Here is a 26,563-nt window from a genome sequence, read left to right on the forward strand (position 1 = left end):
GGCCTTTTGCCTTAGCAGTAACTGAGTCAGGAAGATGCAGTCATTTAAAAAGCACACTCTTATCCCGCTGGATCCCCAAGATCCCCTCTCTATAGCTCAAGCCCTGACTCAATACCAACATCAATTGCAGCAAAGCACTATTCTGCGTAAAGGGATGTTCGATATCGAATTTGTCGCCGAGACAGACAGCGGCAACCGCCGCCTGCAGATCGATGATCTGCAAGACTCAGGACTGCGCGCCCTACTGCAGGAAGCCCTGAGCCTGGGACCGGATGGCGAAGGGTTCATGCTGCCGCCACTCATCAGTGACGAGTGTGACCTCTACCTCTCTGAACCTTTGCTGTTCGCCATTGCCATGCAACACTCTCGCCTGACAGCCGAACTGCTGGCCACCGCCGAGGCCATGATAGCCTTCGCCCGCAGGCACAATGATCTGCAGCGCATGTGGCTGGACGACAGCCGCATTTTCGGGGTCGAGGCCCTGTTTCTGCTGGCCCGGCGCACACCCGAACTGGCCTGGCTATTGGCACGCTTTCTGATCCCCGCCTGGGACAATGTCTACAGCAATGGCTATGAGCAATATATGGCACGGCTGCTCGAGCTCAATGGCTGGAGCCCGGATATGCTGCGGGCCTTTGTCTGGTGCGACAGTGACCATCTGCGCCAGGGCTTCTTCTACAGTGGCGAAACCGGCATTCAGAGTCATCAGCCTCTGGCCGACTTCCTCAAGCAAAATTCACAGCAATATCCTCTGTTCAAACAGCTGTTGAGCGAGCGTTTACTCAATAGCCCGAAACTGCTCGCCGCCGAAGACCGCCCACTCGGCAGAGTCGATGCCGTGCTGCATTTCTTTGTCAGCATGTATCCGATTGAGTTTGCCTGGTTTGAAGTTGAACAGAGCGAGGGGCTGGATACCCTGCTTGAAAGCCAGTTTATCCGCGCCAGCCTCGAAGAGGAGATAAGCGACCTGCGCGCCGCCATAGAGAGCCAGGCCAGTGGCGCGCTGGCCTGTTACAGATGCGGCATAACCGGGAGCGCCGAAACCGACGCAGATGAACAAGAAGGCAGCTATCAGGATGAGGACGATGAGCGGCCGGGCAGGCTGCTGCGTCTGTTAAAGCCATTGGTACTGGCGCAACCCCAAGGCGCGGCATTGTGGCAATATCTGCATGATGGCAGCCAACCCCAGGCGCTGGCGGCTCAGCAACCAATAGCATTAATTCCCGCCTGTAAGGCCAAAGCCCTGGGGCTCTATCACTATATAGTCGACTACTGCGTTACGGCAGAATCCAATCGACATATTGCCGAAGAGCTGAGCAGTATTCTCAGCGATAGCCGCTATGAACTGCTCTATGGTGATGAAGAAGATGTCGAAGCCTTTGCCGATATTTTGCCATCAAAGAGTCTACCGCAAAGGCAACAGCAGTATTTACGCCTGCTGGATATCTGGTTCGCTTGGCTTGGCAAACCCGAGCTGGAAGAGATCCGCGAAAACCTGGTCGACGATGAAGGGCTGCTCGATGATGTCCCATATCTGCAGCGCTACGGCAACCTCAGCGATACCAGTGAGCAGGCGCTGCTCGAGGCGCAACTGGCTAAACTGCTGCAGCAATGGAACGACAAGCGCCAGGTCTACAACCGCCCCTTGTTGAACAAGACCCTGGCCTTATTCCGGCAACACCGCCAGCTTGCCAACCCGGATAACTGGCCGCTGAGCCAAATGGAGCTCGGCCACTATGTGTTGCTGGCCTTCCTTTGGCAACAGGACTGTCTGGCCGGGTGCCATGACGCCACCAGCCGGGCGCTGAGCGAGAGATTAAACGCTAATAGCCCTTGGGAACTGCTTGCCGGGCAAGTGCTCAAGCAGGCCGCAGACGATGCCAAGCCGCTCAAGGCGTTTATCTGTCGGCCCGAGCCCTCTCTTTGTGAGCTTGAGGCGCTGCAACTGGCACAAGACCAGCTCTATCGAAGAGGGCGTGATGATGTTGGCCGCCAATTGACCCTGGAACCCATCAGTGACTTCCAGCCCAAATACCTATTGTTCGACAAACAAGACGGTTTTCGCCGCGGTGCCATGCTGTGCTATTTCCTGCTGGCCTCGCAGCAGGCTTTCACTCACTCCTCGGCTCAGCCAAATGAGCCGCAAGCGCCGGCTCTCATACTGGCCCGGCGCCTATGGCAATGGCTGCTGGAACTAGCGCCACTCAAGCTCTTGCATTATGCCGCCATGCCTTACAGTGACGATAATTTCGACCCTGAGTTTGACTCTGATACCGAGCGCCAGGGCTTTGTCGGTAGCATGCGAACACTCGGCGTCAGTGAAGCCCTACTGACAGTGTTTGACTTCCAACTGTCGCTGAGCAGCAGCGATGGCGCCAACACCCTGCGCGCGCTAGCGCAGCTGAGCCAGTTGGCCCAGGCCTCATCGAGCCAGGCAGATCCACTGCTGCAGGCACTGAGACGACTGCCGGATAGAGAGAAGCTCAATGCCTTCGAACTGCTGGAGCTGCAATACCCCGGACAAGGCTTTATCCAACACCCCGAGCTGCAGCGGGAGTGGTCACTCTGCCTCGAGTATTTTATTCGCGACAACCTCAAGAGTTGGCAGCGGGTACTGGCTCAAGACTTTGATGGTCGCTGTCAGTTGCTGGAGCGGGGCATAAAGCAGCCTGTGGTTGCCGCGCCGCAACTTGTGGTTTGCGAGCAGGCCCAAGATGACAGATATGACTGGCTCAACGTCAGCCTGCTTCGGCGTCAGGGTGAAGAGTTGCAGGCATTATTGCTGACCCAAGCGATACCGCCGGAGGGCTTGCCCCAAGGTGTTGCGGGCGAGGTGCTGCTGTTTGACGAGAGTGTCAGCGCCGAGGAGATCTTGGCGGCATTCAAGGCCCTGTACTCGGTCGATGTCAGGATCGCCTTGGTCAATGCTCGACTGCAAGCATACCTGAGTGGTGAACTGCCGCTGGCAGCCATTCAAGCCTGCCTGCAACGCCTGTTCGCCCTTGATGAGCTGAGTATCTACTCATCCTGCGAGCGTTATGACCTCAAGCAGTGCCTGTGGCTGCTTCCCACCCCAACCCGGCAGCGACTGCTGCAGCTCCTGCTTGGCTACCAATTAGGGTTTGAACTGTTCGATAAGCAGCTATTGCGGGCCTTTATGGCCGACAAGGTGCGCCGCGGCGACTGGCCAGCGGCGCGATACATAGACAGGAGATACCAGGACAGCGATGAGCTGCAGGAAGCCGCGCTGAGCTGGCTGCTGCAAACCTTGGAGCCGCTGCGGCTTGAGCCGATGAAACTGCTGCGTTTTTGCCTCGGCAAGGGGGAATATGAGGCTCCCTGTGACTGGCTAGTCGCTCAACTGAGAAACGGCACGCTGACGCCCCTTATTACTCAGTTGACTGTCAATGAGAAAATCGAGCTGATCGATTGCCTGGAAGGCGACTATCCCGACGCGGCCGAGTTGCTCTCGGCGCTAGCCAACGATGGCTCCCGCCGGGTCAGAGATGCCATGGCAGGACTAGTCTAACTGTCTAAACAGTGAAGGGCGCGCAGAGACTCTGCATCGAATGGTCTCTGCCGCTCCCCTTCAAACTTCTGAATATGAGAGCATGTATCCGGTAAACAGGCTTGTTATCATCGCCGCCACTATTTCAAGGGTCTAGCCCGCACAGTAACTGAGTCAGGAAGATGCAGTCATTTAAAAAGCACACAATTATCCCGCTGGATCCCCAAGATCCCCTCTCCATAGCGCAAGCCCTGACTCAATACCGACATCAATTGCAGCAAAGCACTATTCTGCGTAAAGGGATGTTCGATATCGAATTTGTCGCCGCGACAGACAGCGGCAACCGCCGCCTGCAGATCGATGATCTGCAAGATTCAGGACTGCGCAGCCTGCTGCAGGAAGCCCTGAGTCTGGGCCCGGATGGCGAAGTATTCACGCTGCCGCCACTCATCAGTGACGAGTGTGACCTCTACCTCTCTGAACCTTTGCTGTTCGCCATTGCCATGCAACACCCTCACCTGACCCCCGAACTGCTGGCCACCGCCGATGCCATGATAGCCTTCGCCCGTTGTCACAACGATGTGCACAACATGTGGTTGGATGAAACTCGGATCTTTGGCGTTGAGGCCCTATTCCTGCTGGCTCGGCGAGCCCCTGAACAGGCCTGGCGGTTGGCGCACTTTCTGGTTGCCAACTGGGATAATGAAGACAGCAATGGTTATGAGCAATTCATGGCGAGGCTACTCAACCTCAATGGCTGGAGTGAGGAGATGTTACGAGCCTTTGTCTGGTGTGACAGTGACCGTTTGCGCCAGGGCTTTTTCTACTCGGATGAAACCGGCATACAAAGCCATCAGGCTCTGGCCGACTTCCTCAAGCAAAATCCGCAGCGATATCTCCAATTCAAACAACTGCTGAGTGAACGTTTACTGAGTTGTCCCAAACTGCTGGTAACCGAGTGGCGCACAACGGAGACTGACGATCCGGTGCAACTCTTTTTTATCAGCATGTTCCCTGCCGCTATCGACTGGTTTGACGTCCAGGAGAGTGAAGGTCTGGAGACGCTATTACAGAGCCACTTTATTCAGGCTCGGCTCAAAGATGAAATAGATACGCTACGCGCATCACTTGAACGCCAGGCAGATGGCCCTCTGGCTTGCCCGGCCGAGGGGTGGCAGCAAGATGCCGACGACAATGAGGATTATCGCCCCGGACAGATGCTACGCCAATTCAAGCCTCTGGTATTGGCGCAACCCCAGGGAGAAGCCTTGTGGCAATATCTGCAAGATGGTAGTCACCCTCAGGCTCTGGAGGCACAACGGCCGCTGGAGATACTCGCCGCCAGTCAGGCCCATGCCCCTCTGTTACATCAGCATATAGTGGATTACTGCGTTTGGGTTGAATCCAACCAACAGATAATCCATGACTTTTGGTTACTGACTTATGAAATGGCCAACGAGCTACTCGACAGTGATGACGAAGACGCCGCCGACTTTGCCGATATTTTGCCATCAGCGACCCCACAGCAAAGACAACAGCAGTACTTACGCTGGTTGGATATCTGGTTTACTTGGCTTGGCAAACCAGAGCTGGAGGATATACGTGAGCAAGTGGTCGATAAACTGCAACTGCTCGACCAACAGCAGTATTTCCAACGCTTCGGCAATCATTCTTAGCAAAGCGCTTGAGCGTTCCTCTTGAGGGACGCTGAGCTTAAAACTAACTCCCGGTGATAGCGGCGCCGGGCTCACTCCCGCAGCAAAGGCTGCAGACGCTGACGGATCTCTTCCGGGGTATCAGTTCGACTCTTCCTTACTTGTTCCCTCAAAGGACTCTTTAACCAAACACCTCACCAATACCGCAGCCAGAATAGGCCAACGCAGAAGACGCTGGCCTAATGGCAATAGTGGCTGAGCTCGAAAAGTGCTGGTTCACTCATGCAGCAAAGGCAGCAGACGCTGACGGATCTCATCAGGAATAGGTCGACTCTGCTCACAGCTGTAGTCGTAGTGCACCAGGGTGGTCTTGGCTTCGGCGGTCAGCAGCTCTCCCTGCCAACTCTGTTGCAATACTTCGAACGAGCTGTTGCCTATGCGGCTGACCGAGGTCAATACTCTGACTGTCTTACCGTAATAGGTGGGCGCCTTAAAGGCGATGGTGAATCCGGCCACAATCAGGTTCCAGTTAGCCAGATCCAGACCTGGGTTGAAGATTTCGAACACAGGCTCTCTGGCGGCTTCAAACCACACGGGCAGCACAGTGTTATTGATATGGCCCAGGCCATCGGTTTCATTGAATCTGGGTTGAATATCCAGGCTTAACGCTTCCATAGGGTATCCTATTGTTATTATTGTTGATTAAAACTCGCACTTGTCTTTGCCGACCTTCAGCTTACCATTCATGGCACCTGGCTCAACCATCTTGCCGGTCGCCGTCATCCACTTGAGGTGTCCACGGGGGGCGTAAGCCAGTTCAGAGGCGAGTGAAAATGATGAGAACATCAGGAGAAACAAGCCTGTGAGCCAGCCCTGTTGGAATAGTCCTTCCATATACTGCGTCCTTGAGAAATGGCCTCGGCAACAAGGTCAATCTTGGGCGCCAATACTACAACAGCCAAGATTGAACCTAAAGGAATCAGGATATTAAAAAGGCTGCCCAAGCAGCCTTCTTCGGACTTAACCGCCATACATGGCGTTAATTTCACGGGAATACTTGTGATAGATCATCTTGCGTCTGAGCTTGAGGGTCGGGGTGATTAAACCCGCCTCCATAGAGAAGGCCTCAGGCAACAGGGTAAACTTTTTAATCTGCTCAAAACCCGCCAGTTCCTGTTGCAGGTGTTTGAGCCGTTCTTCAAAATGCTCCACCACATGGCTGTGACGTATCAACTCCAGCGGTGACTCATAACGGATCCCCTTCTGTCTAGCCCAAACCTCCAGAGCTTCAAAGGCAGGAACGATTAGTGCCGTCACATAGTTACGGGCATCGGCGACTACCGCCACCTGTTCGATGAAGGGGCAGCAACCTACTTTGCCTTCGACCCGCTGTGGCGCAATATACTTGCCATTGGAGGTCTTCATCAGCTCTTTGATCCTGTCGGTGATAAACAGATTACCCTGTTCATCCAGGTAACCGGCATCCCCGGTCTTGAGCCAACCATCCTCGAAGGCTTCAGCGGTGTCTTCGGGACGGTTAAAATAACCGCGCATCACGGTATCGCCGCGAACCAAAATCTCATTCTCGGCCCCGAGACGAATTTCCACTTCGGGCATACAGCGACCATTGGAACCTGTCACCCTATTGTCCAATGTATTACAGGTGACGGTTGCCGTGGTTTCTGTCATACCGTAACCACAAAGCACCGGCAGGTTAATGGCAGCAAAGAATGCACTCACTTTAGCATCCAAGGCGGCACCACCACAGGGCATCAACCGCAGACGACCGCCAAGAGCCGCTCTGAGCCGGCGATAAACCAACTTGTCAGCCAAATACCACTGCAATGACAATTTTTTACTGGGTTGAGCCCGGCCCTGCATCACTTCAAACTGGCGTTCGCCCACAGCCAGTGCCCAAGCAAATAACTTGCGATTGCCATTCCCGGCCCGGGTCACTTTATCCTGTACTGCGCTGTAAACCTTCTCCAGGAATCTGGGCACCACACACAAGGTGTGAGGACGCACAGCGGCAATGGCTTCCTTTACCCTATGAGTGTCAGCCAGGTAGACATTTCTGCCACCACGACTGAGTACATAGAAGGTCCAACCGCGCTCATAAACATGGCTCAGAGGCAGGAATACCAAGGAAACCTGATCCGCTTCAAAGGGGATCAATTGGAAATGTTGGCGCATAGCCGAAGCAAAGTTACGTTGATCCAGCATCACCCCCTTGGGATCGCCGGTGGTGCCTGAGGTGTAGATCAGAGTCAGCAGGTCATCCAGAGTGGCATTCTGTTCACGGACAGCCAACTCAGTGCGTGCTTCTTCGGATACAACTTGGTTCAGTAATACATCCAGATGATGATGATGCAGTTTTTCCAAAGTAACATGTTTGTCAAACACCACCACAAGTTCCAATGTCGGACACATTGCTTCTAACTGACAAGCCAGTCGATACTGCGCCTTATTGGCCACAAATAAAACTTTTGCGCCGGCATCATTGATGATATAGGCAGCTTGCTTCAGGGTGGAGGTAGGGTAAACCGGCACCACAACGCCACGGGCACGAACGACGCCGACATCGGCGCAAGTCCACTGCGGGCAGTTATGGGACAGGATCACGGCGCGATCCTGAACCTCAAAGCCATTGGCAATCAGGATTCCGGCAATAGCCGCACTGATGCGGTCAAATTCGTTCCAGCTGACCTTATCCCAAGGCGCAGCTATTTCGAAGCCTTCCAGGGCGATATCCTCTGCACGCGCTTCAAGCTGCTGACGCAAGAGATGGGTGATTCTGTACTGCTCTAGAGACATAACTCGGTTTACCTTTTTAGCTTACAGCTGTTCCGCTTTTTGCGATTCTACCCCAAGGCTCAAGTAAACATAAGAGCTTTTGCTCTAGTTTCGTACAGTATCACGCTTCCCCCATAGAGATCAGACCAGTTGTGGTATCAAGGTTCAACGACTCCTGTACGCCATAATCTACGGCTACAACGATGAAACACTACTAGCGCCAATACCAGCATAATCAGGTCAAGGCTCAGCCAAACAACGCTGCCCGAACCTTGTTGTAACCCCCGTGCCAGGCCGGAACTCCAAGTAGAATTGACAATAAACAGCAGCATGACGCCAGCCAGATAGCCTTTCTGGTGGCTGATACTTCCCAGCGCCAGGAGCAGCGCCGAGCCCCAGAGAGCCGCCAGCAATTGGTGCACTCCAGCTAAGCCTTGGGTTTCGCCGACGAACCAATCCAACATCAGGATCAAGGTTAACATCAGCCCCAACAACGCCAGCAATCGGGTTTGGCCGCGGGCAAATGCGGCCGTCAACCCAGCAAGTCCAGTATGCCCGGGCAGCAACAGCAATAACTCAGCCCCTCGCCAGCGTTGCAGCCGACTCCAGTGCACCAGGGAGCAGATGAGCATGGCTAACTGGCCGGCGATATAAATCACCGGCAATTGTTTATGCCAACCTAAATTAACAAGTATCAACAGCAGACTGCTGCCCGGCAGCAGGATCAGCAACCAGCTCAAGGTGGGGCCGATGAAAAAATTGACCGGATGCAGCCAGGCTTCCAACCTCAGCAGCGGCTGCCATATCCCCAGCCTTGGGCCTAAAACCCAACCCGCCTCCAGCCCATTGAGATAGATGCTACGCGCCTGTGGGTGCCAGCAAAACAAGCGTAACTGTCTGGCGAGCATGACCAATAACACTGTCGTTGCCAACCACCAGCTCCAGGCGGGTAACAGACGGGCAATGGACTCGCTGATTGGCAAGACCAAGAACAGCAGTACCGACCAGTAAAAGCACTTGGGATAGCGCAAACATGCCAGTACAAACGCCAGCCCCAGACTCCAGGCAACACCTTGAATAGCCAAATTCGCAGGTGAAATCACCAAACAAATAAGCTGAACCAGTATCGCCAGCACTGTGGCCTGCAGCAGTAGCGCCTTTTTAAAACCCGGCACCAATACCAGCCATTCACAGGCGGCCAGACGATTGGATTGCCAGGCAAAGGCGGCACATCCAGAAAGAATTGCCATTGCCTGGAACATCCCGGTCTTGTCGCTATCCCCACTCAACTGTATCACCAGGGCCAAAAACAAGCCCAGTCCGGCCGTTATCAGGAAGCTGACACTGCCGATATCTTTAAGCCATAAGGCAGGGAAAAAAGCCAGCCTCATGGATGCAGCTCCATAAACAGCTGCTCCAGATTCAGGCGGCGGGCATCTATCATGCCGGGCAAGGCCTGCCCCCGATAACCATCCACCACACAGCCGGCACGGGTTGTCGCCAACAGCCGCATGGATTCAGGCAACTGGATGTCACTGTCTGCAGCGAACTTCAGCAAACGCACCTCCTCCCTGAGCGCATCTATCTCCTTAAACAGCAGTAATTCCCCTGCTTTCAGCAACGCCAGATGACTGGCGACCCGTTCCAGATCTGAAGTGATATGTGATGAAAACAGTACGGCGGAACCTGATTCCAACGCCAGCTCGAACAGATCAGCCATAAAACGACGTCTGGCAACGGGATCCAGACTGGCCACAGGCTCATCCAACACCAGCAACTGGGGTCGATAGGCCATTGCCATAATGAGCGCCAGAGACTGACGTTGTCCCCCTGAAAGCCGTTGCACCTGAGCTTTGAGATCCAGACCGAAACGCTGCAACCATTGTTGCTGCAACTCCATGTCCCACTGAGGATAGAAACTGCTGTGCATGGCCAGCGCCCGCTCGACACTGAACCCCTCATAGCCGAAGGGCTGCTGCGGCACATAGCCCAAACGCTGCTTATGGCCTGAATCCAGCTGCTGCGGCGCCTGTCCCAGAGTCGTCACCAGGCCACTGTCACAGGGAATGATCCCAAGCGCAATACGCATCAGGGTCGATTTACCGGCGCCATTGGCACCAAGCAGCCCTACCACCATCCCTGGCTCCAACTGCAGATCTACCGCGGTTAACACAGATTTGCCGTCGAAGCTCTTGTCGACCTTAGTGAAACACAATAATGACCCGGCTGGCTGTTCCATACTTTTTCCCTGTTATTCCTTGGTTTGGGGCCAATATTTGACTACCAGCTGCTGCAGCCCCTGCTGCGACAACCCCAACTGTTGCGCCGTCACCAACAAATCTTCAAGCTGCGGCGTTATTATGGCCTCGGCCGATAGACTCTGATGAGCCTGACGCAGGGCTACCCGGGTTGCCTGGCCGCGTCGCCGCTCCAGCCATCCCTGCTCCACCAACTGCTGCACCGCCCTGGAAACTGTCATGGGGTTTACAGCCAGATGCTCAGCCATCTGCCGCACCGAGGGCAATACGGTTTCCTCGGGCAGCTGACCGCCGACGATCAGATGAATAATCTGCTCGCTCAATTGGCGGTAGATGGGGTCGCCGCTGCTGGGGTTGACATTCAATAGTTCTAACATTAGCCTTGAAACACTGTATTAATACATTGATACAGTAATTAAACTAACACAATCCGGCAGGAATGCCAAAAAGGGACACAAGCATGAAGCAAAGGAACTTTGGCCAACAATACTGGCCTGCCGTAACCAGCATGCTGTTGTTGGCACTGGGGCTCTGTTGGACGCCGCTGAGTCAGGCACAGACAGCTTCCGAAAGCACGGGCTGTTATATCGACGGTCTATCTGAGCGTCTGCGTTGCGGCACAATTCGAGTCGCGGAGGATCCGCAAAAACCCGATGGCCGCCAGTTGGCAATCCACTATGCCGTCTTGCCGGCCATCAAGAATACCGCCCCCGATGAAGCCGTATTGGCCATTTCAGGTGGGCCGGGACAGTCGGCCATCGAAAATGCCGCCACCTTCAACCTGATCTTAAGCAAAGTGCGTCAAAACCGGGACATATTGCTGATAGATCAGCGCGGCACCGGCCAGTCCAACGCCCTTGAATGTGCAGCGTTGGATTTGGAACAAACCCTGGCCTATAACGACGAAGCACTGGATGTCGAACAGGAAACCCGTAACTGCCTGAGCAAGTTGGATGCCGATATCAGCCAATACGGCAGCGAGCAAGCATTGCACGACTTCGAAGCGGTTCGCCGGCATCTGGGTTATCAGAAACTGCACCTTTATGGCATCTCCTACGGCAGCCGCATGGCCCAGCTCTATATGCGCCACTATCCAGAGGTCCTTGAGACAGTGACCCTGGATGGCGTCGTGCCTATGCAGCAGAGTGTGCTGGCCATAGGCGCCGCCATTGGCCGAGCCCAGGATCTGCTGCTGAGCGATTGTGAGCAGGACGCTTTGTGCGCTCAAACCTACCCACAGTTGCGTCAGGAACTGAACCAACTGGCCGAGCGCCTGGGGCAACATGCGGTGATGAAGAAGGTGCCTCATCCGGTAACCGGCGATATCGCCATGCTGACCCTGACCCGTAGCAAGCTGCTCGGCAGCCTGAGAATGGCGCTCTACAGCCCATCGGTCAGAGCCTTGCTGCCCTACGCCATCCACCGAGCGGCAATGGAGGAATACCAACCCCTGCTGGGGCTGATGGCTCTCAGTGTCGATAGCACAGGTATCGCCATGGGCATGCACGCCGCCGTGGTTTGCGGTGAAGATTGGCCCAGATTGACCGCCGCCGAGCGTCAACAGGCCGAGGCCAGCGTCATAGGCAAAGAGATGCTCAGCAGCCTGGACAGAAGCTGCCCTATCTGGAATGTCCCTGCCGCGGCGGCCACCTTTGCCGAGCCGATAACCAGCGATATCCCCACCCTGCTGCTTTCCGGAGCCAAGGACCCCGCCACGCCGCCATCCTGGGGCGAGCTGGCCATGGCCCAGTTGAGCAACGCCAGACACTTGATCTCCCCCTATGCCACCCATGGTGTTGCCGCCCAGTCCTGCGCCAATGAGTTGATCGCCGAGCTGGTCAAGGGCACGGCGCCGGACAAGTTGGATGGCGAGTGTCTCAACAAAGATGTGCGTCGCAGTTTCTATCTTAACGCCAGCACAGTGGAAGCCATTCCAGGAGGAACAAAATGATCAAGGTAACCAATCTGAGTAAGCGCATCGGCAAGGTTCAAGCCCTGGATGGCCTGAGTTTCAGCGCCGAAGATGGCATGATTACCGGCCTGCTCGGCCCCAATGGCGCTGGCAAGACTACCTGCCTGCGCACTGTGTTTGGCCTGCTGAAACCGGACGAAGGCATAGCCGAAGTCGACGGCATAGATGTCGGCCGCAATCCTCTGGCGGCCAAGCAGCAACTGGGGTTGTTTCCGGATCCCTTCGGCCTCTATGAACGCCTGAGTCCGAGGGAATATATTCGTTTCTTCGCCGAACTCAGCGGCATGCCGAGCAAGGCCGCCAAGCAGGCAACCGCCGACGTGCTCGGCAAACTCAAGATGGACGATATTGCCGACCGCCACTGCAAGGGCTTTTCCCAGGGGCAGCGGATGAAGACGGCACTGGCTCAGGCCATAGTGCATCAACCGACCAATATTATTCTCGACGAACCCACCCGCGGGCTGGATGTAATGAGTACCCGGGTACTGCGGGAGCTGCTGTTGGATCTCAAACGCCAGGGCCACTGTGTGCTGTTCTCCAGCCATGTGATGCAGGAGGTCGCAGCCCTCTGTGACAAGGTGATTGTCATGACCCAGGGACGCGTGGTAGCCGTTGGCAGCCCGGCCGATCTATGCCGTCAAACCGGTAAGGAGTCATTGGAAGATGCCTTTATACAACTGATAGGCACGGATGAGGGGATAGCCGCATGATGAGTCGACTCTTGACACTGGTTCGCAAGGAACTGCTGGATGCCGCCCGCGACAAGCGCTCTGTAATGGCCGGTCTCTACTATGCCATAGGCACGCCGCTGATCATGTGCGGTCTGTTTGTGGTGCTGATTGGTCAGCTCTCCAGCCCGGATGATCTGCAAATTCGCATAGACAACGCCGAACAGGCGCCGGATCTGGTGCGCTATCTCGGCCAGAAGGGGATCAATCAGGACAGCGGCGAGCAGGCAGGCGCTCTGATACTGCAGATAAGCGAGCAATATCGGGCGCAGATGGCCAAAGGCGAAAGGGCCGAGGTGATCCTGATAGCCGACAACTCGGATGAAAAGCTGCAGAAATCGATTCGCCGTCTGGAGCGGGCACTGCAAGGTTATTCCTCCGAAATGGGCAGCCTGCGCCTACTGGCCCGCGGCATAGACCCCAGGATAATGCAGCCGATTAAGGTGCAATTGCAGGATCAGGCCACGCCAGACTCCAAGGGCGGAATGATCCTCGGAATCGCCATCTTCACCATGATCTACTCGGTATTTATTTCCGGGATGAATCTGGCGATAGATACCAGTGCCGGCGAACGTGAACGCAACTCATTGGCGCTGCTACTGAGTCACCCTGTCACCCCGAGGCAATTGGTTATCTCCAAACTGCTGGCGGTAACTGTGTTTGCCATGCTGGGCTTGATGCTGATTTTGCTGATCTCCAAGTTTGCCTATCCCATGGTGCCCTGGCAGGAGCTCGGCTTCAGCATCAGTATCAGCGCCGAGTTTATTGCCCTGATGCTGTTGATAGGCTTGCCGGTCGCCCTGCTGGCCGCCAGCATGCAACTGTTTGTGTCCTTCCTGGCCAAGACCTTCAAGGAAGCCCAGTCCTATCTGACCATAGTGCTGTTCGTGCCCTTGGCCCTGGCAATGACCGCCAGTTACGACATAGCGCCGGACACCTTGCAGTGGTTGCCGGTTTCGGGGCAGCAACAGGCATTGATGGCCTTTATCAAGGGTAAGGAGTTGCCGCTGCTGCAGCTGTTGGTATCCAGCTTGCTGACGTTGGCCATCGCCGCCGCCCTGGTGCTGGGACTGGAACGCTCACTCAAGAGCGAAAAGGTGGTGTTCGGCCTCTGATTCCCTCCCAAGCCGCAAAAGAAAAGGCAAGCCGAGATTCAATATTGGCTTGCCTTTTCGATTGCCGAAACCCCGAAACCCGTCCCCCGAAACCCAAGGGTATCGGCAGGATAAAAACCGGGGTGGCGCTTATTTCGCCTTGGGACGAAACGGCTTGATCACTGTCTCGTCGCATTCGAGGAAGGGGCCTTCCATCAAATCTATGCAGTAAGGAATCGCCGGGAATACCGCATCCAGGCACTCACGAATCGACTTGGGCTTACCCGGTAAGTTGACTATCAGGGTGTCGTCTCTCAGCCCGGCGGTTTGCCGTGACAGAATCGCCGTTGGAACAAACTTGAGTGACTCGGCGCGCATCAGCTCGCCAAAGCCAGGCATCATACGGTCGCACACGGCTTCGGTCGCCTCGGGCGTAACATCGCGCTTGGCCGGCCCTGTTCCCCCAGTGGTCACCACCAGACAACAGCCGTCTTCATCGGCCATCCGCTTGAGGGTGGCTTCAATCACCGCCCTCTCGTCCGGGATCACTTCATAAACACTTTCCCACTCACTGGTGAGATAAGCATTGAGAGTCTCTATGATCGCCTTACCGGAAATGTCTTCATAGACTCCGGCGCTGGCACGGTCACTAACGGTTACTATCCCGATTTTGGCTTTGGCCATGCTGTTCCCCTTGGCAAAAATGCTTGTGTTGCAGTGGCGCCTAACATACCACAATTAGGCTTTCCTGCCCCCATCAGCGGGAGCATTTTGTCGTCTCGGGGGCGGGAGTCTCAAGAGGCTTGGTTCTCAAGCGGTGCCAGGCGCTCAATACCAGCAGATACAGGGTTGCCACCACAAACGCCAGCACAGTTCCCCAGGCAATGCCGAGCAGCGGATAGAGCCAGCTCACCGCAATCACATAACACATGAGCGACCCCAGGCCTCTGGGATAATGCTTGATAATGGTTTGCGCCTGCGGCGCACCATAGGCCAGATGAATGATTAACAAAAACGGATAAAGCGTAATGGGGAAGGCAGCCAGAATACCGGCCTGAGCCGGCGTCAGCAGTTTGGCCGCTGCCGTGACCAACAGCACTATCATGGCGGCCGCCGCGGCCCTAAGCAGCAATACCAGCGGGCTGAGGCGAACGGGCTTGGCTACTGTGGCATCCGGTATTTTGGCAAGCACCAAACCCACAAGCACAATCGCCAGCAGCAGCGCCAGGCTTCCGCCGAGGAGATTAAGATTCAACAGACTCAGAAGATAGCCACTGAGGCCAAAGGCCAGCAATCCCAGCCCTGATCCCAGCAGTGCCACTAACGGCAGTGGCCGCTCGCCGCCGAGACGAATACCCAGGGCATAACCACAAATCAGCAGCAACGAAGCGATAAAACCGGACAAGGCCGCGGTGGCACTGGCGGCAGCAAAGGGCTCACCCAATTCAATGCCGATAAAAAACAGTGCGATAGCCGTACCAAGCGGATAGCCGGACAAAATACCCGCCACTCTGGGGCTGACCCGCTCAGCCACCAGCGACAGGCCCACCACGGCTATGATGGCGGTAGCTATTTTGGCGAGTAACAGGCTATCCATCTCCCTTCTCCCGACACTAGAGCAGGCGCCTGGCCTGCCAATACTTTTGCTTCCAGTAGCTGTTATCCAGCGATGAAATCATCACCCCCTGACTGGTAGAGGCGTGCATAAACTCATTGTTGCCTATATAGATCCCCACATGGCGGCTACTCCAGCCAGTCTTGAAGAACAGGAGATCGCCCACCTTGAGCTGGCTTTTCTTGACCGCGAACCCCAGCTTGCGCTGTTCCTCCACTGTGCGCGGCAGCATGATGTCGCTCAATCGCCGGTAAGTCAGGCTGACAAAGCCCGAACAGTCGACACCTCGCTTGCTCATGCCTCCCAAACGATAGGGAACCCCATGCCATTCTCGCTGCATCGTCAGCAGCCGCTGCTGTGATAGGGGCGCTTGCTCAAAGCGCTTGGCTTCGGACTCTGTGCCCACTTGGGGCTTAGCCACTGTAGCCGGAGCGGAAACAGGATCGGGACGACCGGAACAGCCACTCAGGGCGCCCAACAACAGGAATGTCGCCAATATCTGCCACAGCTGCATGCACTTTCCAACTCAGATGCCATTGAAGAACCCCTAATGTGCAATAAGCCGCCGCTATTTGCAAAATCTGTGGTTAACATTGAGTTTTCCTCGGCCAATAAAGCAGATATATCAACTGAGCTAAGATGTTTTCATTTAAACCGGCATGCCAAAGAATCACAGCGACCAGAGCTCTAGCCAAGCGGAAGAGCTTCCCTTCAGGAACTATACTCAGCAAGATCCCGTAAGGAGGTTGTTATGCCTAAATTCATCATTGAAAGAGACTTACCCGGAGCCGGAGGTTTATCCACGGCAGAGTTTCGTGAAATCTCACAAAAGTCCTGTGCCGTGTTGGAAGATATGGGGCCGAAGGTCCAGTGGGTAGAGAGCTTTGTGACCCCAGATAAGATCTACTGCGTTTACATAGCCCCCAATGAGACACTGGTGCGTGAACATGCAGAAAGGGGCGGTTTTCCTATCAATGCCGTCAATGAGGTGAAACGTTCAATCGACCCAACGACGGCGGAGTAACTCAAAAGGGACTTTGCTTATTCAAAGTCCCTTGTATCCTCAAGGACACCCCAACGTAGCCGAAATCCCCGCTGGCTTATTAATTGGAAGTCGGTGTGATTCTGCAATCATAGCGTTGCTTGAAATTGCTTATAGACCCACAGACATACGCCTATTTCCAGGCACAGGCGGGACTGTGGCCTTCCGAGCCAGGGATGGCGAGGCAGAGCTTACACGGACGTACTTGAACAACGTCCCTGTTTAACTGCCAGCTCGTCATCCATGACTTGCGCTCGAAAGCATGTTGCTGCGCAACTCTCGCCATGTCACAGGATCGCCTGTGCATAAGCCTGCGGCAGGCAAAGAGAAACATCCGTCGACGGAGGCCCAGCCAATACTAATTAGCGACTTTTAGCTGGAAGCTATGCTAGCCGCTGTGCCAGCGGCCTAAAGTCGTGGAGCTTCGCCCCACACCCGAGGAAAGGGGGCTGTATCGACTCGCCCCCTTTCCAAACCCCCTGCGACCCGCGGCGCAGCGGAAAACCCCTTGTGCTTATGATGCCAATTCGCTGTCGCGCCAGACGCTCATCCCTGATTCGACTGGCACTGCTTCGGCATCCATGCCTCGCTACGCAACTGTCATCAACACCCTGCGGCCGCTTCGAGCGGGAGTTGGTGCAATTCTGTTAGCACTGAGTAGCTTGAAACATCTGAAGTGTTTGCAGACATACACCCATTTTCTAGGCACAGGCGGAACTGTGACCTTCCGAGCCAGGGATGGCGAGGCAGAGCTTACAAGGACGTACTCGCAGCGAGTCCCAGGATCGCCTGTGCGAAAAGCGCACCGCAGGTGATGGGCTACACCGTGGCCGGAAGCTAGGCCAGCACTAACTTAAAAAAGACATAAAAAAGACAGGACAGCCATATCTTTTTGATGTTTCGCCCAGGCTTGACTAGGCTTTGAAATACCCATCAAAGCTCAGTCGAGGTTGGTTATGACCACAGCTCGTCGTCAGTTGATAGATGCTGAAAGTACGCCCTTTTACCACGTGATTAACCGCTGCGTCCGAAGGGCATTTTTGTGTGGTGAAGATGCACTGTCGGGGCGCAGTTACCAGCATAGACGTGGCTGGATAGTGGATAAAATCAGGCAGTTGTCGTCAATATTCTGCATCGACGTTTGCGCTTATGCGGTCATGAATAATCACTACCATTTGGTGCTCAAAATCGACCTGGCTGCACAACAATCGTTGTCGCCATTTGAAGTCATTGAACGTTGGACAGGGCTCTTTAGTGGCAATCCTGTGGCGGCAAAGTTCCTCAAGGGCGATAGTCTCTCAGACGGTGAGCGAATACTGTTGGATACGCTGATTGGTACTTGGCAGGAACGCCTTGGCAGTATCAGTTGGTTTATGCGCTGTTTAAACGAAGATATCGCCCGCAAGGCCAATCGAGAAGATGGTTGCAAGGGCGTATTCTGGGAAGGACGTTTTAAGTCGCAGGCACTGCTCGATGAACAGGCGCTGCTGGCCTGCATGATGTATGTGGATTTAAATCCCATTCGCGCAGGTATTGCAGATTCGCTGCAAACTTCTGATTACACATCCATTCAGGAGCGCATAGAAGAAGTTGCAGAGCCAGCAACTGCCAACACTTCACTTAAGCCGCTGCTGCAATTTGATGGTGCAGCCACTACCGCCGAACAAAGCAGCATTCCGTTTCACTTTGCCGACTATCTGGAACTGATTGATTGGACTGGCCGGGCGGTGCGGGAAGACAAGCGTGGCTATATTGCCTGTTCCAGGCCCAAACTACTGCTTGAGCTTGGTATCAGCGACGATGCCTGGATAACTTCTGCCAAGGAGTTTCGCCGTCAGTACAGTGGCATGAGTGGTCGATGGGATGCAATGTGTGCCATGAAGGCCAAATATGGTGGTAAATGGTGCCGGGGTAAGCAACAAAGCCAAGCAATACACCCCTATTAACCTTAAACCCTTGGTGATTTTGCATAAACAGGCTTAAGCCTGCCGTTGGCATGCTTGGCAACCGCTGTTTTTGCATGAATCTCGCAGATTACTCATCTCAGAGAGCCTACTTCCAAAAATCCGTCGTTATTTATCAGAGACTGGCCCCTGCAACGAGCTTCCTTGCAGCCCAGAAAGTGTTTAGGATGTCCTGTATGTTTGGCTCGTAAAGTGTTTAGGATGTCCTGTATGTTTGGTCAGGATGTCCTGTATGTTTGTCTAAATTATCTCTGTTAATCAAAAATGCAATATTTTGGCTATACCTTGTTTTATTTGTTTTAAATTCATTTGTTAATTAAACCATGTTGGCACAGCAGCAATATGTATGGGTCTATAGTTTTTCCCGCACCTGTGAAAAACGTCAAATCAAATTTGGCTCGACTCAACATAATATAAATTGTGTTAGCGCTAGTGGATTCAGTCAGAGGGGCAAGAACCACTGGGAACTCTCGCCCAGCGATTTCCCAGATATTTACAAATAAAATATCGCTTGCATACTCCAAGTTCTCATCATTGCATATGGTGAAATTTTCCCCTTGTAGTAGCGTTTTGAATCGCTGAAGGCTCGACGAATTCTCATAAAAAATAACTAAAGGAAATGAACTGGAAAACGTCTCCTTAATGTAATCAATTCGGGCCTTTACCAAGTGAACAAAGTCTTCTTCCGCTGATATAAGTCTTAAGCTTGGCTTATTAAAGCCAATTTGATCCTCGAAATAATCTGACTTTATATCTTCAATGCCTCGCCCAAGTATAAGCTGACGATAATTATAACTGACGCTCCCTAGTTCATAGGTTTGTCTGAAGTTATGCCTAAGTTGATAAATATTCAGGTTATCGTTTTTAGTAAAAGTATTTTCAATTGCAAGGTTGTCCCACAAACCAATACCATCAGGGTTTTCAGTTTGAGACTCATCTCCAGCCAAAATACTGTTTTGCGTGCAAAGCCTTATTAACTCAATATCAACTGATGAAACATCCTGAGCTTCATCAACAATAATTGTGTGGAATGGATAATTTCCGAAAAGATTTTTATTGAAGTAAAGTCTTAATATTTCCGCTTCATTTCGATCTCTTGTGGTTTTTACAACAGCTTTAACGAATACCTCTTTGATACTCTCAAGTTCCTTGACTAAAGACTGTTCTGCCAAATGAATCTGCTCATCGAAACGTAACTTAAATTTTTCTATAACTTCATGATGCCTGTTTTTATATTTACTAAGTTGCTCTCGAATATTAGCCTCATCACCTAATGACAAAGCGGATTCATTACTTGTTGCATTAAAACCAATTCTTTTGCCCAACCTTCTTAACAAGGACTTTTCGTTTTTCTTAATTATGGCTCTGGTAAGTTTTTCTTTTTCAATAGCTGTATTTTTTCTAAGCTCAGCCTGCTTGTCAGCAATACTTTTTGAATTAACTTTTTTACTTTCTCTTACTTCTTCGGCTTTTTCTAGAAAACTCTTAGCAGCAGAAATAAAGGATGTGTCATTTTTCGTAACCTCACACATTTGATCCCAATAGTTTTGGTTAAGTTGATAACCTAAAGCAAAAAGAGTTTTCGTATCAAAAACGAAATTGAGAATGTCGGAAGCGTTAACAGCTAATTTATTAAGAAAAGATAATTCATCAACGCCCACGCTTGGTGTATTTGAATAGTTTCTTGCGATAAAATCACCAACTGGCAATATAGAAATATCGAAAATATCAATTGCAGCTAATAACTCTTTGAATCGAGGCACCACTTTAGAGTTTTTCACAATCACTTGTATTCTTGTAGGATTTATCTTTTCTTGAACCTCTAGTAACTTGATTTTTTGTAGTACAGTAGTTGATTTACCAGTACCCGCAGGCCCATCTATAATGTAGTCGCCATCGCCATAAATAGCTTTACCTTGCGCTCCTGTTGGTATTATTTCCTTCATTTTCATGAAGTTTTCAGCGTCAACCTTTTCGGAGCTTTCTTCTTCAATATTCTTGCCCTCTAGCTCTGCGAGCGCACTTTTAAAGTATGCTTTACCCTCACCAGAGACATACTTAACATCTCTTAAATCGTCTTTCAAGGGAGTGAAACTACCTATTACACTTGCAATACCCAACGCTGGGCTTTCTTGTCCTAGTTCAAAACCAAGAAACGCTTTTGCTCTAGCATCTGACCAAGAAAAAAGTCTATAGTTCCCAAAATGATTCTTGCCCGTATTAGGTATACCACTTTCATAGAAAAATGATTTGGTTAGATAAATACTGGTTTCATCAAATTTTATTTTATGAAATACAGGCGTATCACTTTTTTGTGAAAAGGTTTCAAAATCTACGGCTAATTCTTTTTTCATTTACAACTCCTTGTGACCTTTCCCCGAGATTAGTACCAATCTCTTGATGAGATTTTCCAGCTTATGCTGCTTGCTTGGCATACGCAACAGGCGGCATATAGTTCAGTGAACTATGAGGGCGAACATGGTTGTAGTGTTCACGCCATAGCTCGATTTCGTATCACTTGCCAAACTTATTGATGAATAAGTTTGCCCCCCTTGATGACATCCACCAACGGATTTACGCCGTAGCTGTAGGCGAGTTCCGCTGGGGTTGAGATCCGCCACAGGCAGAAGTCGGCATCCATTCCTTGGCGCAGCATGCCTATGCGCTGTTCACGACCCAGGGCGCGGGCGGCGTTGCGGGTGACACCGGCCAAGGCCTCTTCCGGCGTCAGGCGGAACAGGGTGCAGCCCAGGTTGAGCATCAACAGGGTTGAGCAGATGGGGGAAGTCCCCGGGTTGAAGTCGCTGGCCAGCACCATGGGCACCTGATATTGGCGCAGCAAGGCTATCGGTGGCAGCTGGGTTTCCCGCAGGAAGTAAAAGGCGCCGGGCAACAAGGTGGCGCAGGTGCCACTCTCGGCCAGGGCCTTGACCCCGGCTTCATCCAGATACTCGATATGATCCACAGACTTGGCCCCCAGACGGGCGGCCAGCATTGAGCCGCCCATGTTGGAGAGCTGCTCGGCATGCAGCTTGATATCCAGCCCTTTGGCCTTGGCGGCGCTGAGAATGGCTTCTGTCTGCTGCAGGTCGAAAGCGATATTTTCACAAAACACATCCACGGCATCGGCGAGATCTTCCGCCAATACTTGAGGCAGCATCTCCTCAATCACCATTTGCACATATTCCTGCTCCCGGCCTTGATATTCGGCCGGGAAGGCGTGGGCGCCCAGGAAGGTTGTGACCACATCCACATGGTGGTGTTTGCCCAGCTCGCGGGCGACCCTGAGCAACTTGAGTTCGGTCGCGGTTTCCAGCCCGTAGCCCGACTTTATCTCCACCGTAGTAACCCCTTCCTTGGCCAGGGCGTTGAGGCGGCGGCGAGCCTCGTCGAACAGTTCGGCCTCGCTGGCCTCACGGCAGGCCTTAACCGTGCTGATAATGCCGCCACCGGCACGGGAGATTTCTTCATAGCTGGCGCCCTTGAGACGCAGCTCGAACTCGTTGGCGCGGTTACCGGCAAACACCAGATGGGTATGGGCATCTATCAACCCGGGCGTCAGCCAGCCGCCTTTGCCCTTGTAAACCGGAGTTGCCAGCACGTCGAAGGCAGGCAGTTCGCTGCGCTTGCCAATCCAGGCTATTTTGCCGTCTTTGACTGCCAGGGCTGCGTCGGTGATGGCGCCATAAGTCTCTGATAAAGAAGGGTCCATAGTGGCAATATTGATATCTATCCAAACCTGATCCCAGGACATGCTTGCTCCTTGTTGTTTGCCTTAAAGCCGGTCGCGGTGGCGGCAACCGCCGTGATTTTGTGAGCTAACTTGTATTTACTTGTATATACAAGCTAGGATTATAGCCGAGTTTTTCAGCAGATTGAAACCAACACAGAGTCGATTCGATGAGCACAGCCAAGTTCGCCCGCATTAAACAGTACATCTCAGACCGCATTGAGTCGGGTGAATGGGTCGAGCACTCCAGGGTGCCTTCCGAAAACCAACTGGCGGAGCTGTTTGAGTGCAGCAGGATGACGGCCAGACGGGCATTGACCGAGCTGGTGGACAACGGCGTGCTGGAGCGCAGTCAGGGGCTGGGTACCTTTGTGGCCGAGTTCAAGTCGCAGTCATCCATGTTGTCTATCCGTAATATCGCCGATGAGATCAAGGCCCGCGGCCATGGTTACAGCGTGCAGGTGCTGGAGCTGACCGCCATAGAGGCCCTGGCGCCTATCGCCATCGCCCTGGGGCTGGAGACCGGCAGCCGGGTGTTTTACTCGGTGCTGGTGCACTGTGAAGAGAGGCTGCCGCTACAGCTCGAGGAGCGCTTCGTAAACCCCCAGTTAATCCCCGACTATCTGCAGCAGGATTTCAATTTGCAGACCCCTCATGAATATCTGTCGCAGGTGGCGCCTTTGACCGAGGCACGCCATACCATAGAGGCGATAGTCGCCAATGAACAGATACGCGCTCGCTTGGCGATCCCCGCCAGCGAGCCCTGTTTACAGATACTGCGCCGCACTTGGTCACGCCAGGGGGTGGTGAGTTTTGCCCGGCTGATCCATCCCGGCAGCCGCTTCCGTCTCGGAGGGCATTTGACCTTCAGAGGCGAACATAAAGCTAAATAAAAACAACAAAATAAACCACAAGACAAGCAACAGAGGAATGGAAGTTTATGGATAAGAGACATGATCCGGCGCGCAAAATCATTGCGCCGACCGGCACTACTCTGAACTGCAAGAGCTGGCAGACCGAAGCGCCGCTCAGAATGCTGATGAACAACCTGCATCCGGATGTGGCCGAGCGCCCCGAGGAGCTGGTGGTTTACGGCGGCATAGGCCGCGCCGCCCGCGATTGGCAGTGTTTCGACAAAATCGTCGAGGTGCTCAAGCGTCTGGAAGAGGATGAAACCTTGCTGGTGCAATCCGGCAAGCCGGTGGGAGTATTCAAAACCCACAGCGATGCCCCCAGGGTACTGATCGCCAACTCCAACCTGGTACCCCACTGGGCCAACTGGGAACACTTCAACGAGCTGGATAAGCAAGGGTTGGCTATGTATGGCCAGATGACCGCCGGCTCCTGGATCTACATAGGCACCCAAGGCATAGTCCAGGGCACTTATGAAACCTTTGTGGCCGTGGCCAAGCAGCATTTCGACGGTGAAGCCAAGGGCCGCTGGATCCTGACCGGTGGCCTGGGCGGTATGGGCGGTGCCCAGCCTCTGGCTGGTACCATGGCCGGCTTCTCTGTGCTGGCCTGTGAAGTGGACGAGACCCGTATCGATTTTCGTCTGCGTACCCGTTATCTGGACAAGAAGGCCCACAGCCTGGACGAGGCACTGGCGATGCTGCAAGCAGCCAAGGCCGAGGGCAAGCCGGTTTCCGTGGGTTTGCTGGGCAATGCCGCCGATATCTTCAGTGAGCTGGTTGAGCGCGGCATTACTCCGGATGTGGTGACAGACCAAACTTCGGCGCACGATCCGCTGAATGGCTATCTGCCTCAGGGGTGGACGCTGGAGCAGGCCAAGGAGATGCGCCTCAAAGACGAGGCCGCTGTGGTCAAGGCCGCCAAGGCTTCCATGGCGGTGCAGGTTCAGGCCATGCTGGCGCTGCAAAGCCGCGGCGCCGCGACCCTGGACTATGGCAATAACATCCGCCAGATGGCGTTTGACGAAGGCGTGGCCAACGCCTTCGATTTCCCCGGTTTTGTTCCCGCCTATATCAGGCCGCTGTTCTGTGAAGGCATTGGCCCGTTCCGCTGGGCGGCGCTCAGTGGTGACCCTGAGGATATTTACAAGACAGATCAGAAGGTGAAAGAGCTTATTCCGGACGACCCACACCTGCACAACTGGCTGGATATGGCCCGTGAACGTATCGCCTTCCAGGGGCTGCCGGCCCGTATCTGCTGGGTTGGCCTCAAAGACCGCGCCCGTCTGGCGCTGGCCTTCAACGAAATGGTGAAAAACGGCGAGCTGTCGGCGCCTGTGGTCATAGGCAGGGATCACCTGGATTCCGGCTCTGTGGCCAGTCCCAACCGGGAAACCGAATCCATGCTCGATGGCTCGGATGCCGTCTCCGACTGGCCGCTGCTCAATGCACTGCTCAATACTGCCGGTGGCGCCACCTGGGTGTCGCTGCACCATGGTGGGGGTGTCGGCATGGGCTTCAGTCAGCACTCTGGGGTTGTGATCCTCTGTGACGGCAGCGACGCCGCCGCCAAGCGGGTCTCCCGGGTATTGTGGAACGATCCGGCCACGGGCGTGATGCGTCACGCCGATGCCGGCTATGAGATTGCCAAGCGCTGCGCCAAAGAGCAGGGCCTGGATCTGCCTATGTTGGAGGACTGATGATGACCACTCAAATCACTCTGACACCGGGAAGCCTGACCCTGTCTGAACTGCGCAGCATCAGCCGCGCGCCAACCCAGCTGCAATTGCACCCGGAATCGCTGGCGGCCATCAACAGCAGCGCCGCCGTGGTGCAAAAAGTATTGGATGAGGGCCGCACGGTTTACGGCATCAACACCGGCTTTGGCCTGTTGGCCAACACCAAGATTGCCCCGGCGGATCTGGAACTGTTGCAGCGCTCTATCGTGTTGTCCCACGCCGCCGGTACCGGCCAATTGATGCGCGATGAAACCGTGCGGCTGATGATGGTGTTGAAGATCAACTCACTGTCCCGCGGGTTTTCCGGGATCCGTCTCGAGGTGATCAACTTCCTGATCGCCCTGGTCAATGCCGGTGTCTACCCTTGCGTACCCGAGAAGGGCTCAGTGGGGGCCTCGGGCGACTTGGCGCCGCTGTCGCACATGTGTCTGCCGATCATCGGCGAGGGCGAAGTGCGTTATCAGGGGCGTATCATGCCCGCCATTGAGGGCTTGAGTATCGCCGGGCTGAAACCGATTGAATTGGCTGCCAAAGAGGGCCTGGCCCTGCTCAACGGCACCCAGGCATCGACGGCGCTGGCACTGGAGGGCTTGTTCCATGCCGAGGACCTGTTTGCTGCCGGCTCTGTGGTCGGCGCCATGAGTGTCGAGGCGGCCATGGGCAGTCGCAGCCCGTTCGACCCGAGAATTCATGCGGTGCGCGGTCAAAAGGGCCAAATAGACTCGGCGGCAGTATTCCGTCATCTGCTGGGGAGCGGCTCCGAGATTGCCGAGTCACACGCCAATTGTGAAAAGGTGCAGGATCCCTACTCTCTGCGCTGTCAGCCACAGGTGATGGGCGCTTGCCTGACGCAGATCCGTCAGGCGGCCGAAGTGCTGGAAATTGAAGCCAACGGCGTAACAGATAACCCACTGGTGTTTGAAGATACCGGCGAGATCATCTCAGGCGGTAACTTCCATGCCGAACCTGTGGCCATGGCGGCGGATAATCTGGCACTGGCGATTGCCGAGCTGGGGGCCATCAGTGAGCGCCGCATTGCGCTGCTGATCGACTCCAATCTTTCCAAGCTGCCGCCATTCTTGGTGGAAAACGGTGGGGTTAACTCGGGCTTTATGATTGCCCAGGTGACAGCCGCGGCACTGGCCAGTGAAAACAAGACCTTTGCTCATCCGGCCTCTGTCGACAGCTTGCCGACCTCGGCCAACCAGGAAGATCATGTTTCCATGGCGACCTTTGCCGCCCGCAGGCTCAAGGATATGGCGGAAAACACCCGCGGCGTGCTGGCAGTGGAACTGCTGGCTGCGGCCCAAGGGTTGGATTTCCGGGCGCCGCTGCAGCCAAGCCAGGCAGTAGCCAAGGCCAAGGCTGAACTGCGCGAGCGGGTTACCTTCTATGACAAGGACAGATACTTCGGTCCGGATATCACCAAGGCCACTGAGCTGCTGGCGAGTGGGCGCTATAACGCCTATCTGCCAAAGGAGTTGCTGCCAAGCAGCCTCTGAGCCGGGAATCGCTGGAAGGGTCTGAGGGCCCTTGGGCACCTTAGGGACAAAA

The 26,563-nt window shown here is 54.2% G+C and carries 21 protein-coding genes and 1 pseudogene; 10 read left to right on the forward strand and 12 right to left on the reverse strand.

Annotated features, from left to right (window positions below; all coding sequences use genetic code 11):
• Positions 1–34: 34 nt before the first annotated feature.
• Positions 35–3,529: a hypothetical protein gene (locus WKR14_RS20055; protein ID WP_335921399.1), complete on the forward strand. Its 3,495-nt coding sequence runs from the start codon at positions 35–37 to the stop codon at positions 3,527–3,529.
• A 161-nt stretch (positions 3,530–3,690) separates the two neighbouring features.
• Positions 3,691–5,184 (forward strand): hypothetical protein, encoded by a 1,494-nt coding sequence (locus WKR14_RS20060; protein ID WP_335921398.1) that lies wholly within the window; start codon positions 3,691–3,693, stop codon positions 5,182–5,184.
• 255 nt (positions 5,185–5,439) lie between these two features.
• Here the strand turns inward: WKR14_RS20060 and WKR14_RS20065 are convergent, their stop codons facing one another.
• The 6 genes from WKR14_RS20065 to WKR14_RS20090 all read right to left on the reverse strand — a co-directional run bounded on the left by WKR14_RS20065 (position 5,440) and on the right by WKR14_RS20090 (position 10,591).
• A complete protein-coding gene (locus WKR14_RS20065) occupies positions 5,440–5,838 on the reverse strand; it encodes an acyl-CoA thioesterase (protein WP_101095096.1) in 399 nt (132 codons plus the stop codon).
• Between the two features lie 27 nt (positions 5,839–5,865).
• Positions 5,866–6,057 carry a hypothetical protein gene (locus WKR14_RS20070; protein ID WP_335908204.1) on the reverse strand — a complete coding sequence of 64 codons (192 nt, stop codon included), beginning with the start codon at positions 6,055–6,057 and terminating at the stop codon, positions 5,866–5,868.
• Between the two features lie 126 nt (positions 6,058–6,183).
• Positions 6,184–7,977 (reverse strand): AMP-dependent synthetase/ligase, encoded by a 1,794-nt coding sequence (locus WKR14_RS20075; protein ID WP_039034582.1) that lies wholly within the window; start codon positions 7,975–7,977, stop codon positions 6,184–6,186.
• 137 nt (positions 7,978–8,114) lie between these two features.
• Positions 8,115–9,347 (reverse strand): hypothetical protein, encoded by a 1,233-nt coding sequence (locus WKR14_RS20080; RefSeq protein WP_335921396.1) that lies wholly within the window; start codon positions 9,345–9,347, stop codon positions 8,115–8,117.
• Entirely contained in the window at positions 9,344–10,195 is an 852-nt protein-coding gene (locus tag WKR14_RS20085) for an ABC transporter ATP-binding protein (protein ID WP_039034580.1), read from the reverse strand. Before WKR14_RS20085 ends, WKR14_RS20080 begins: the two co-directional genes overlap by 4 nt.
• A gap of 12 nt (positions 10,196–10,207) precedes the next feature.
• Entirely contained in the window at positions 10,208–10,591 is a 384-nt protein-coding gene (locus WKR14_RS20090) for a GntR family transcriptional regulator (protein WP_039034579.1), read from the reverse strand.
• 83 nt (positions 10,592–10,674) lie between these two features.
• Here WKR14_RS20090 and WKR14_RS20095 point away from each other — a divergent pair, with 83 nt between their 5' ends.
• The 3 genes from WKR14_RS20095 to WKR14_RS20105 are packed head-to-tail and all read left to right on the forward strand — an operon-like array spanning position 10,675 to position 14,029.
• Positions 10,675–12,165, forward strand: coding sequence for an alpha/beta hydrolase (locus tag WKR14_RS20095; protein ID WP_418351992.1), 1,491 nt, complete (start codon positions 10,675–10,677; stop codon positions 12,163–12,165).
• The gene (locus WKR14_RS20100; RefSeq protein WP_028780402.1) at positions 12,162–12,896 is read left to right on the forward strand and encodes an ATP-binding cassette domain-containing protein; all 735 of its coding nucleotides are present in this window, start codon (positions 12,162–12,164) and stop codon (positions 12,894–12,896) included. The genes WKR14_RS20095 and WKR14_RS20100 overlap by 4 nt, the downstream gene beginning before the upstream one ends.
• Entirely contained in the window at positions 12,893–14,029 is a 1,137-nt protein-coding gene (locus WKR14_RS20105) for an ABC transporter permease (protein ID WP_372584299.1), read from the forward strand. Before WKR14_RS20100 ends, WKR14_RS20105 begins: the two co-directional genes overlap by 4 nt.
• 129 nt (positions 14,030–14,158) lie before the next feature.
• On the opposite strand, the gene mog is transcribed toward WKR14_RS20105, so the two are convergent.
• From mog to WKR14_RS20120, 3 genes are all read right to left on the reverse strand, one after another.
• Positions 14,159–14,692 (reverse strand): molybdopterin adenylyltransferase, encoded by a 534-nt coding sequence (mog, locus tag WKR14_RS20110; RefSeq protein ID WP_025009110.1) that lies wholly within the window; start codon positions 14,690–14,692, stop codon positions 14,159–14,161.
• A gap of 73 nt (positions 14,693–14,765) precedes the next feature.
• Complete coding sequence (locus WKR14_RS20115) at positions 14,766–15,605, reverse strand: hypothetical protein (protein WP_224868331.1); 840 nt, start codon at positions 15,603–15,605, stop codon at positions 14,766–14,768.
• Between the two features lie 16 nt (positions 15,606–15,621).
• Entirely contained in the window at positions 15,622–16,137 is a 516-nt protein-coding gene (locus WKR14_RS20120) for an NlpC/P60 family protein (RefSeq protein WP_335921395.1), read from the reverse strand.
• A gap of 237 nt (positions 16,138–16,374) precedes the next feature.
• On the opposite strand from WKR14_RS20120, the gene WKR14_RS20125 reads away from it, so the two are divergent.
• Both WKR14_RS20125 and WKR14_RS20130 read left to right on the forward strand, forming a co-directional pair.
• Positions 16,375–16,647, forward strand: coding sequence for a DUF4242 domain-containing protein (locus WKR14_RS20125; protein WP_071476313.1), 273 nt, complete (start codon positions 16,375–16,377; stop codon positions 16,645–16,647).
• A 974-nt stretch (positions 16,648–17,621) separates the two neighbouring features.
• The gene (locus WKR14_RS20130; RefSeq protein ID WP_339087113.1) at positions 17,622–18,611 is read left to right on the forward strand and encodes a transposase; all 990 of its coding nucleotides are present in this window, start codon (positions 17,622–17,624) and stop codon (positions 18,609–18,611) included.
• 323 nt (positions 18,612–18,934) lie between these two features.
• Here WKR14_RS20130 and WKR14_RS20135 read toward each other — a convergent pair whose 3' ends face one another.
• The 3 genes and pseudogenes from WKR14_RS20135 to hutI all read right to left on the reverse strand — a co-directional run bounded on the left by WKR14_RS20135 (position 18,935) and on the right by hutI (position 22,383).
• Positions 18,935–20,983 (reverse strand): UvrD-helicase domain-containing protein, encoded by a 2,049-nt coding sequence (locus WKR14_RS20135; RefSeq protein WP_335921393.1) that lies wholly within the window; start codon positions 20,981–20,983, stop codon positions 18,935–18,937.
• 61 nt (positions 20,984–21,044) lie between these two features.
• Positions 21,045–21,143: pseudogene (locus WKR14_RS20140) on the reverse strand (integrase core domain-containing protein); the annotation flags it as partial.
• Positions 21,144–21,156: 13 nt separating this feature from the next.
• Positions 21,157–22,383, reverse strand: a complete 1,227-nt coding sequence (gene hutI / locus WKR14_RS20145; protein ID WP_339087114.1) for an imidazolonepropionase — start codon at positions 22,381–22,383, stop codon at positions 21,157–21,159.
• A 146-nt stretch (positions 22,384–22,529) separates the two neighbouring features.
• Here hutI and hutC point away from each other — a divergent pair, with 146 nt between their 5' ends.
• Genes hutC through hutH form a run of 3 tightly spaced genes read left to right on the forward strand, consistent with a single transcriptional unit; the run spans position 22,530 to position 26,511 of the window.
• Positions 22,530–23,252: a histidine utilization repressor gene (gene hutC / locus WKR14_RS20150; protein ID WP_226685201.1), complete on the forward strand. Its 723-nt coding sequence runs from the start codon at positions 22,530–22,532 to the stop codon at positions 23,250–23,252.
• A 47-nt stretch (positions 23,253–23,299) separates the two neighbouring features.
• Entirely contained in the window at positions 23,300–24,970 is a 1,671-nt protein-coding gene (gene hutU, locus WKR14_RS20155) for a urocanate hydratase (protein WP_335921391.1), read from the forward strand.
• A complete protein-coding gene (gene hutH, locus WKR14_RS20160; RefSeq protein WP_071477099.1) occupies positions 24,970–26,511 on the forward strand; it encodes a histidine ammonia-lyase in 1,542 nt (513 codons plus the stop codon). The genes hutU and hutH overlap by 1 nt, the downstream gene beginning before the upstream one ends.
• Positions 26,512–26,563 lie beyond the last annotated feature (52 nt).

The organism is Shewanella chilikensis (genome assembly GCF_037953065.1).
GTDB classification, from domain to species: domain Bacteria; phylum Pseudomonadota; class Gammaproteobacteria; order Enterobacterales; family Shewanellaceae; genus Shewanella; species Shewanella chilikensis.

Bases quoted from the DNA above. Each gene is read 5' to 3' on its own strand.
- WKR14_RS20120 (WP_335921395.1), bottom strand. From the start codon at position 16,137: ATGCAGCTGTGGCAGATATTGGCGACATTCCTGTTGTTGGGCGCCCTG.
- WKR14_RS20065 (WP_101095096.1), bottom strand. From the start codon at position 5,838: ATGGAAGCGTTAAGCCTGGATATTCAACCCAGATTCAATGAAACCGAT.
- WKR14_RS20075 (WP_039034582.1), bottom strand. From the start codon at position 7,977: ATGTCTCTAGAGCAGTACAGAATCACCCATCTCTTGCGTCAGCAGCTT.
- WKR14_RS20090 (WP_039034579.1), bottom strand. From the start codon at position 10,591: ATGTTAGAACTATTGAATGTCAACCCCAGCAGCGGCGACCCCATCTAC.
- WKR14_RS20125 (WP_071476313.1), top strand. From the start codon at position 16,375: ATGCCTAAATTCATCATTGAAAGAGACTTACCCGGAGCCGGAGGTTTA.
- hutH (WP_071477099.1), top strand. From the start codon at position 24,970: ATGATGACCACTCAAATCACTCTGACACCGGGAAGCCTGACCCTGTCT.
- mog (WP_025009110.1), bottom strand. From the start codon at position 14,692: ATGGCCAAAGCCAAAATCGGGATAGTAACCGTTAGTGACCGTGCCAGC.
- WKR14_RS20055 (WP_335921399.1), top strand. From the start codon at position 35: ATGCAGTCATTTAAAAAGCACACTCTTATCCCGCTGGATCCCCAAGAT.
- hutC (WP_226685201.1), top strand. From the start codon at position 22,530: ATGAGCACAGCCAAGTTCGCCCGCATTAAACAGTACATCTCAGACCGC.
- WKR14_RS20105 (WP_372584299.1), top strand. From the start codon at position 12,893: ATGATGAGTCGACTCTTGACACTGGTTCGCAAGGAACTGCTGGATGCC.
- WKR14_RS20085 (WP_039034580.1), bottom strand. From the start codon at position 10,195: ATGGAACAGCCAGCCGGGTCATTATTGTGTTTCACTAAGGTCGACAAG.
- WKR14_RS20095 (WP_418351992.1), top strand. From the start codon at position 10,675: ATGAAGCAAAGGAACTTTGGCCAACAATACTGGCCTGCCGTAACCAGC.
- WKR14_RS20130 (WP_339087113.1), top strand. From the start codon at position 17,622: ATGACCACAGCTCGTCGTCAGTTGATAGATGCTGAAAGTACGCCCTTT.
- WKR14_RS20135 (WP_335921393.1), bottom strand. From the start codon at position 20,983: ATGAAAAAAGAATTAGCCGTAGATTTTGAAACCTTTTCACAAAAAAGT.
- WKR14_RS20060 (WP_335921398.1), top strand. From the start codon at position 3,691: ATGCAGTCATTTAAAAAGCACACAATTATCCCGCTGGATCCCCAAGAT.
- hutU (WP_335921391.1), top strand. From the start codon at position 23,300: ATGGATAAGAGACATGATCCGGCGCGCAAAATCATTGCGCCGACCGGC.
- WKR14_RS20115 (WP_224868331.1), bottom strand. From the start codon at position 15,605: ATGGATAGCCTGTTACTCGCCAAAATAGCTACCGCCATCATAGCCGTG.
- hutI (WP_339087114.1), bottom strand. From the start codon at position 22,383: ATGTCCTGGGATCAGGTTTGGATAGATATCAATATTGCCACTATGGAC.
- WKR14_RS20100 (WP_028780402.1), top strand. From the start codon at position 12,162: ATGATCAAGGTAACCAATCTGAGTAAGCGCATCGGCAAGGTTCAAGCC.
- WKR14_RS20070 (WP_335908204.1), bottom strand. From the start codon at position 6,057: ATGGAAGGACTATTCCAACAGGGCTGGCTCACAGGCTTGTTTCTCCTG.
- WKR14_RS20080 (WP_335921396.1), bottom strand. From the start codon at position 9,347: ATGAGGCTGGCTTTTTTCCCTGCCTTATGGCTTAAAGATATCGGCAGT.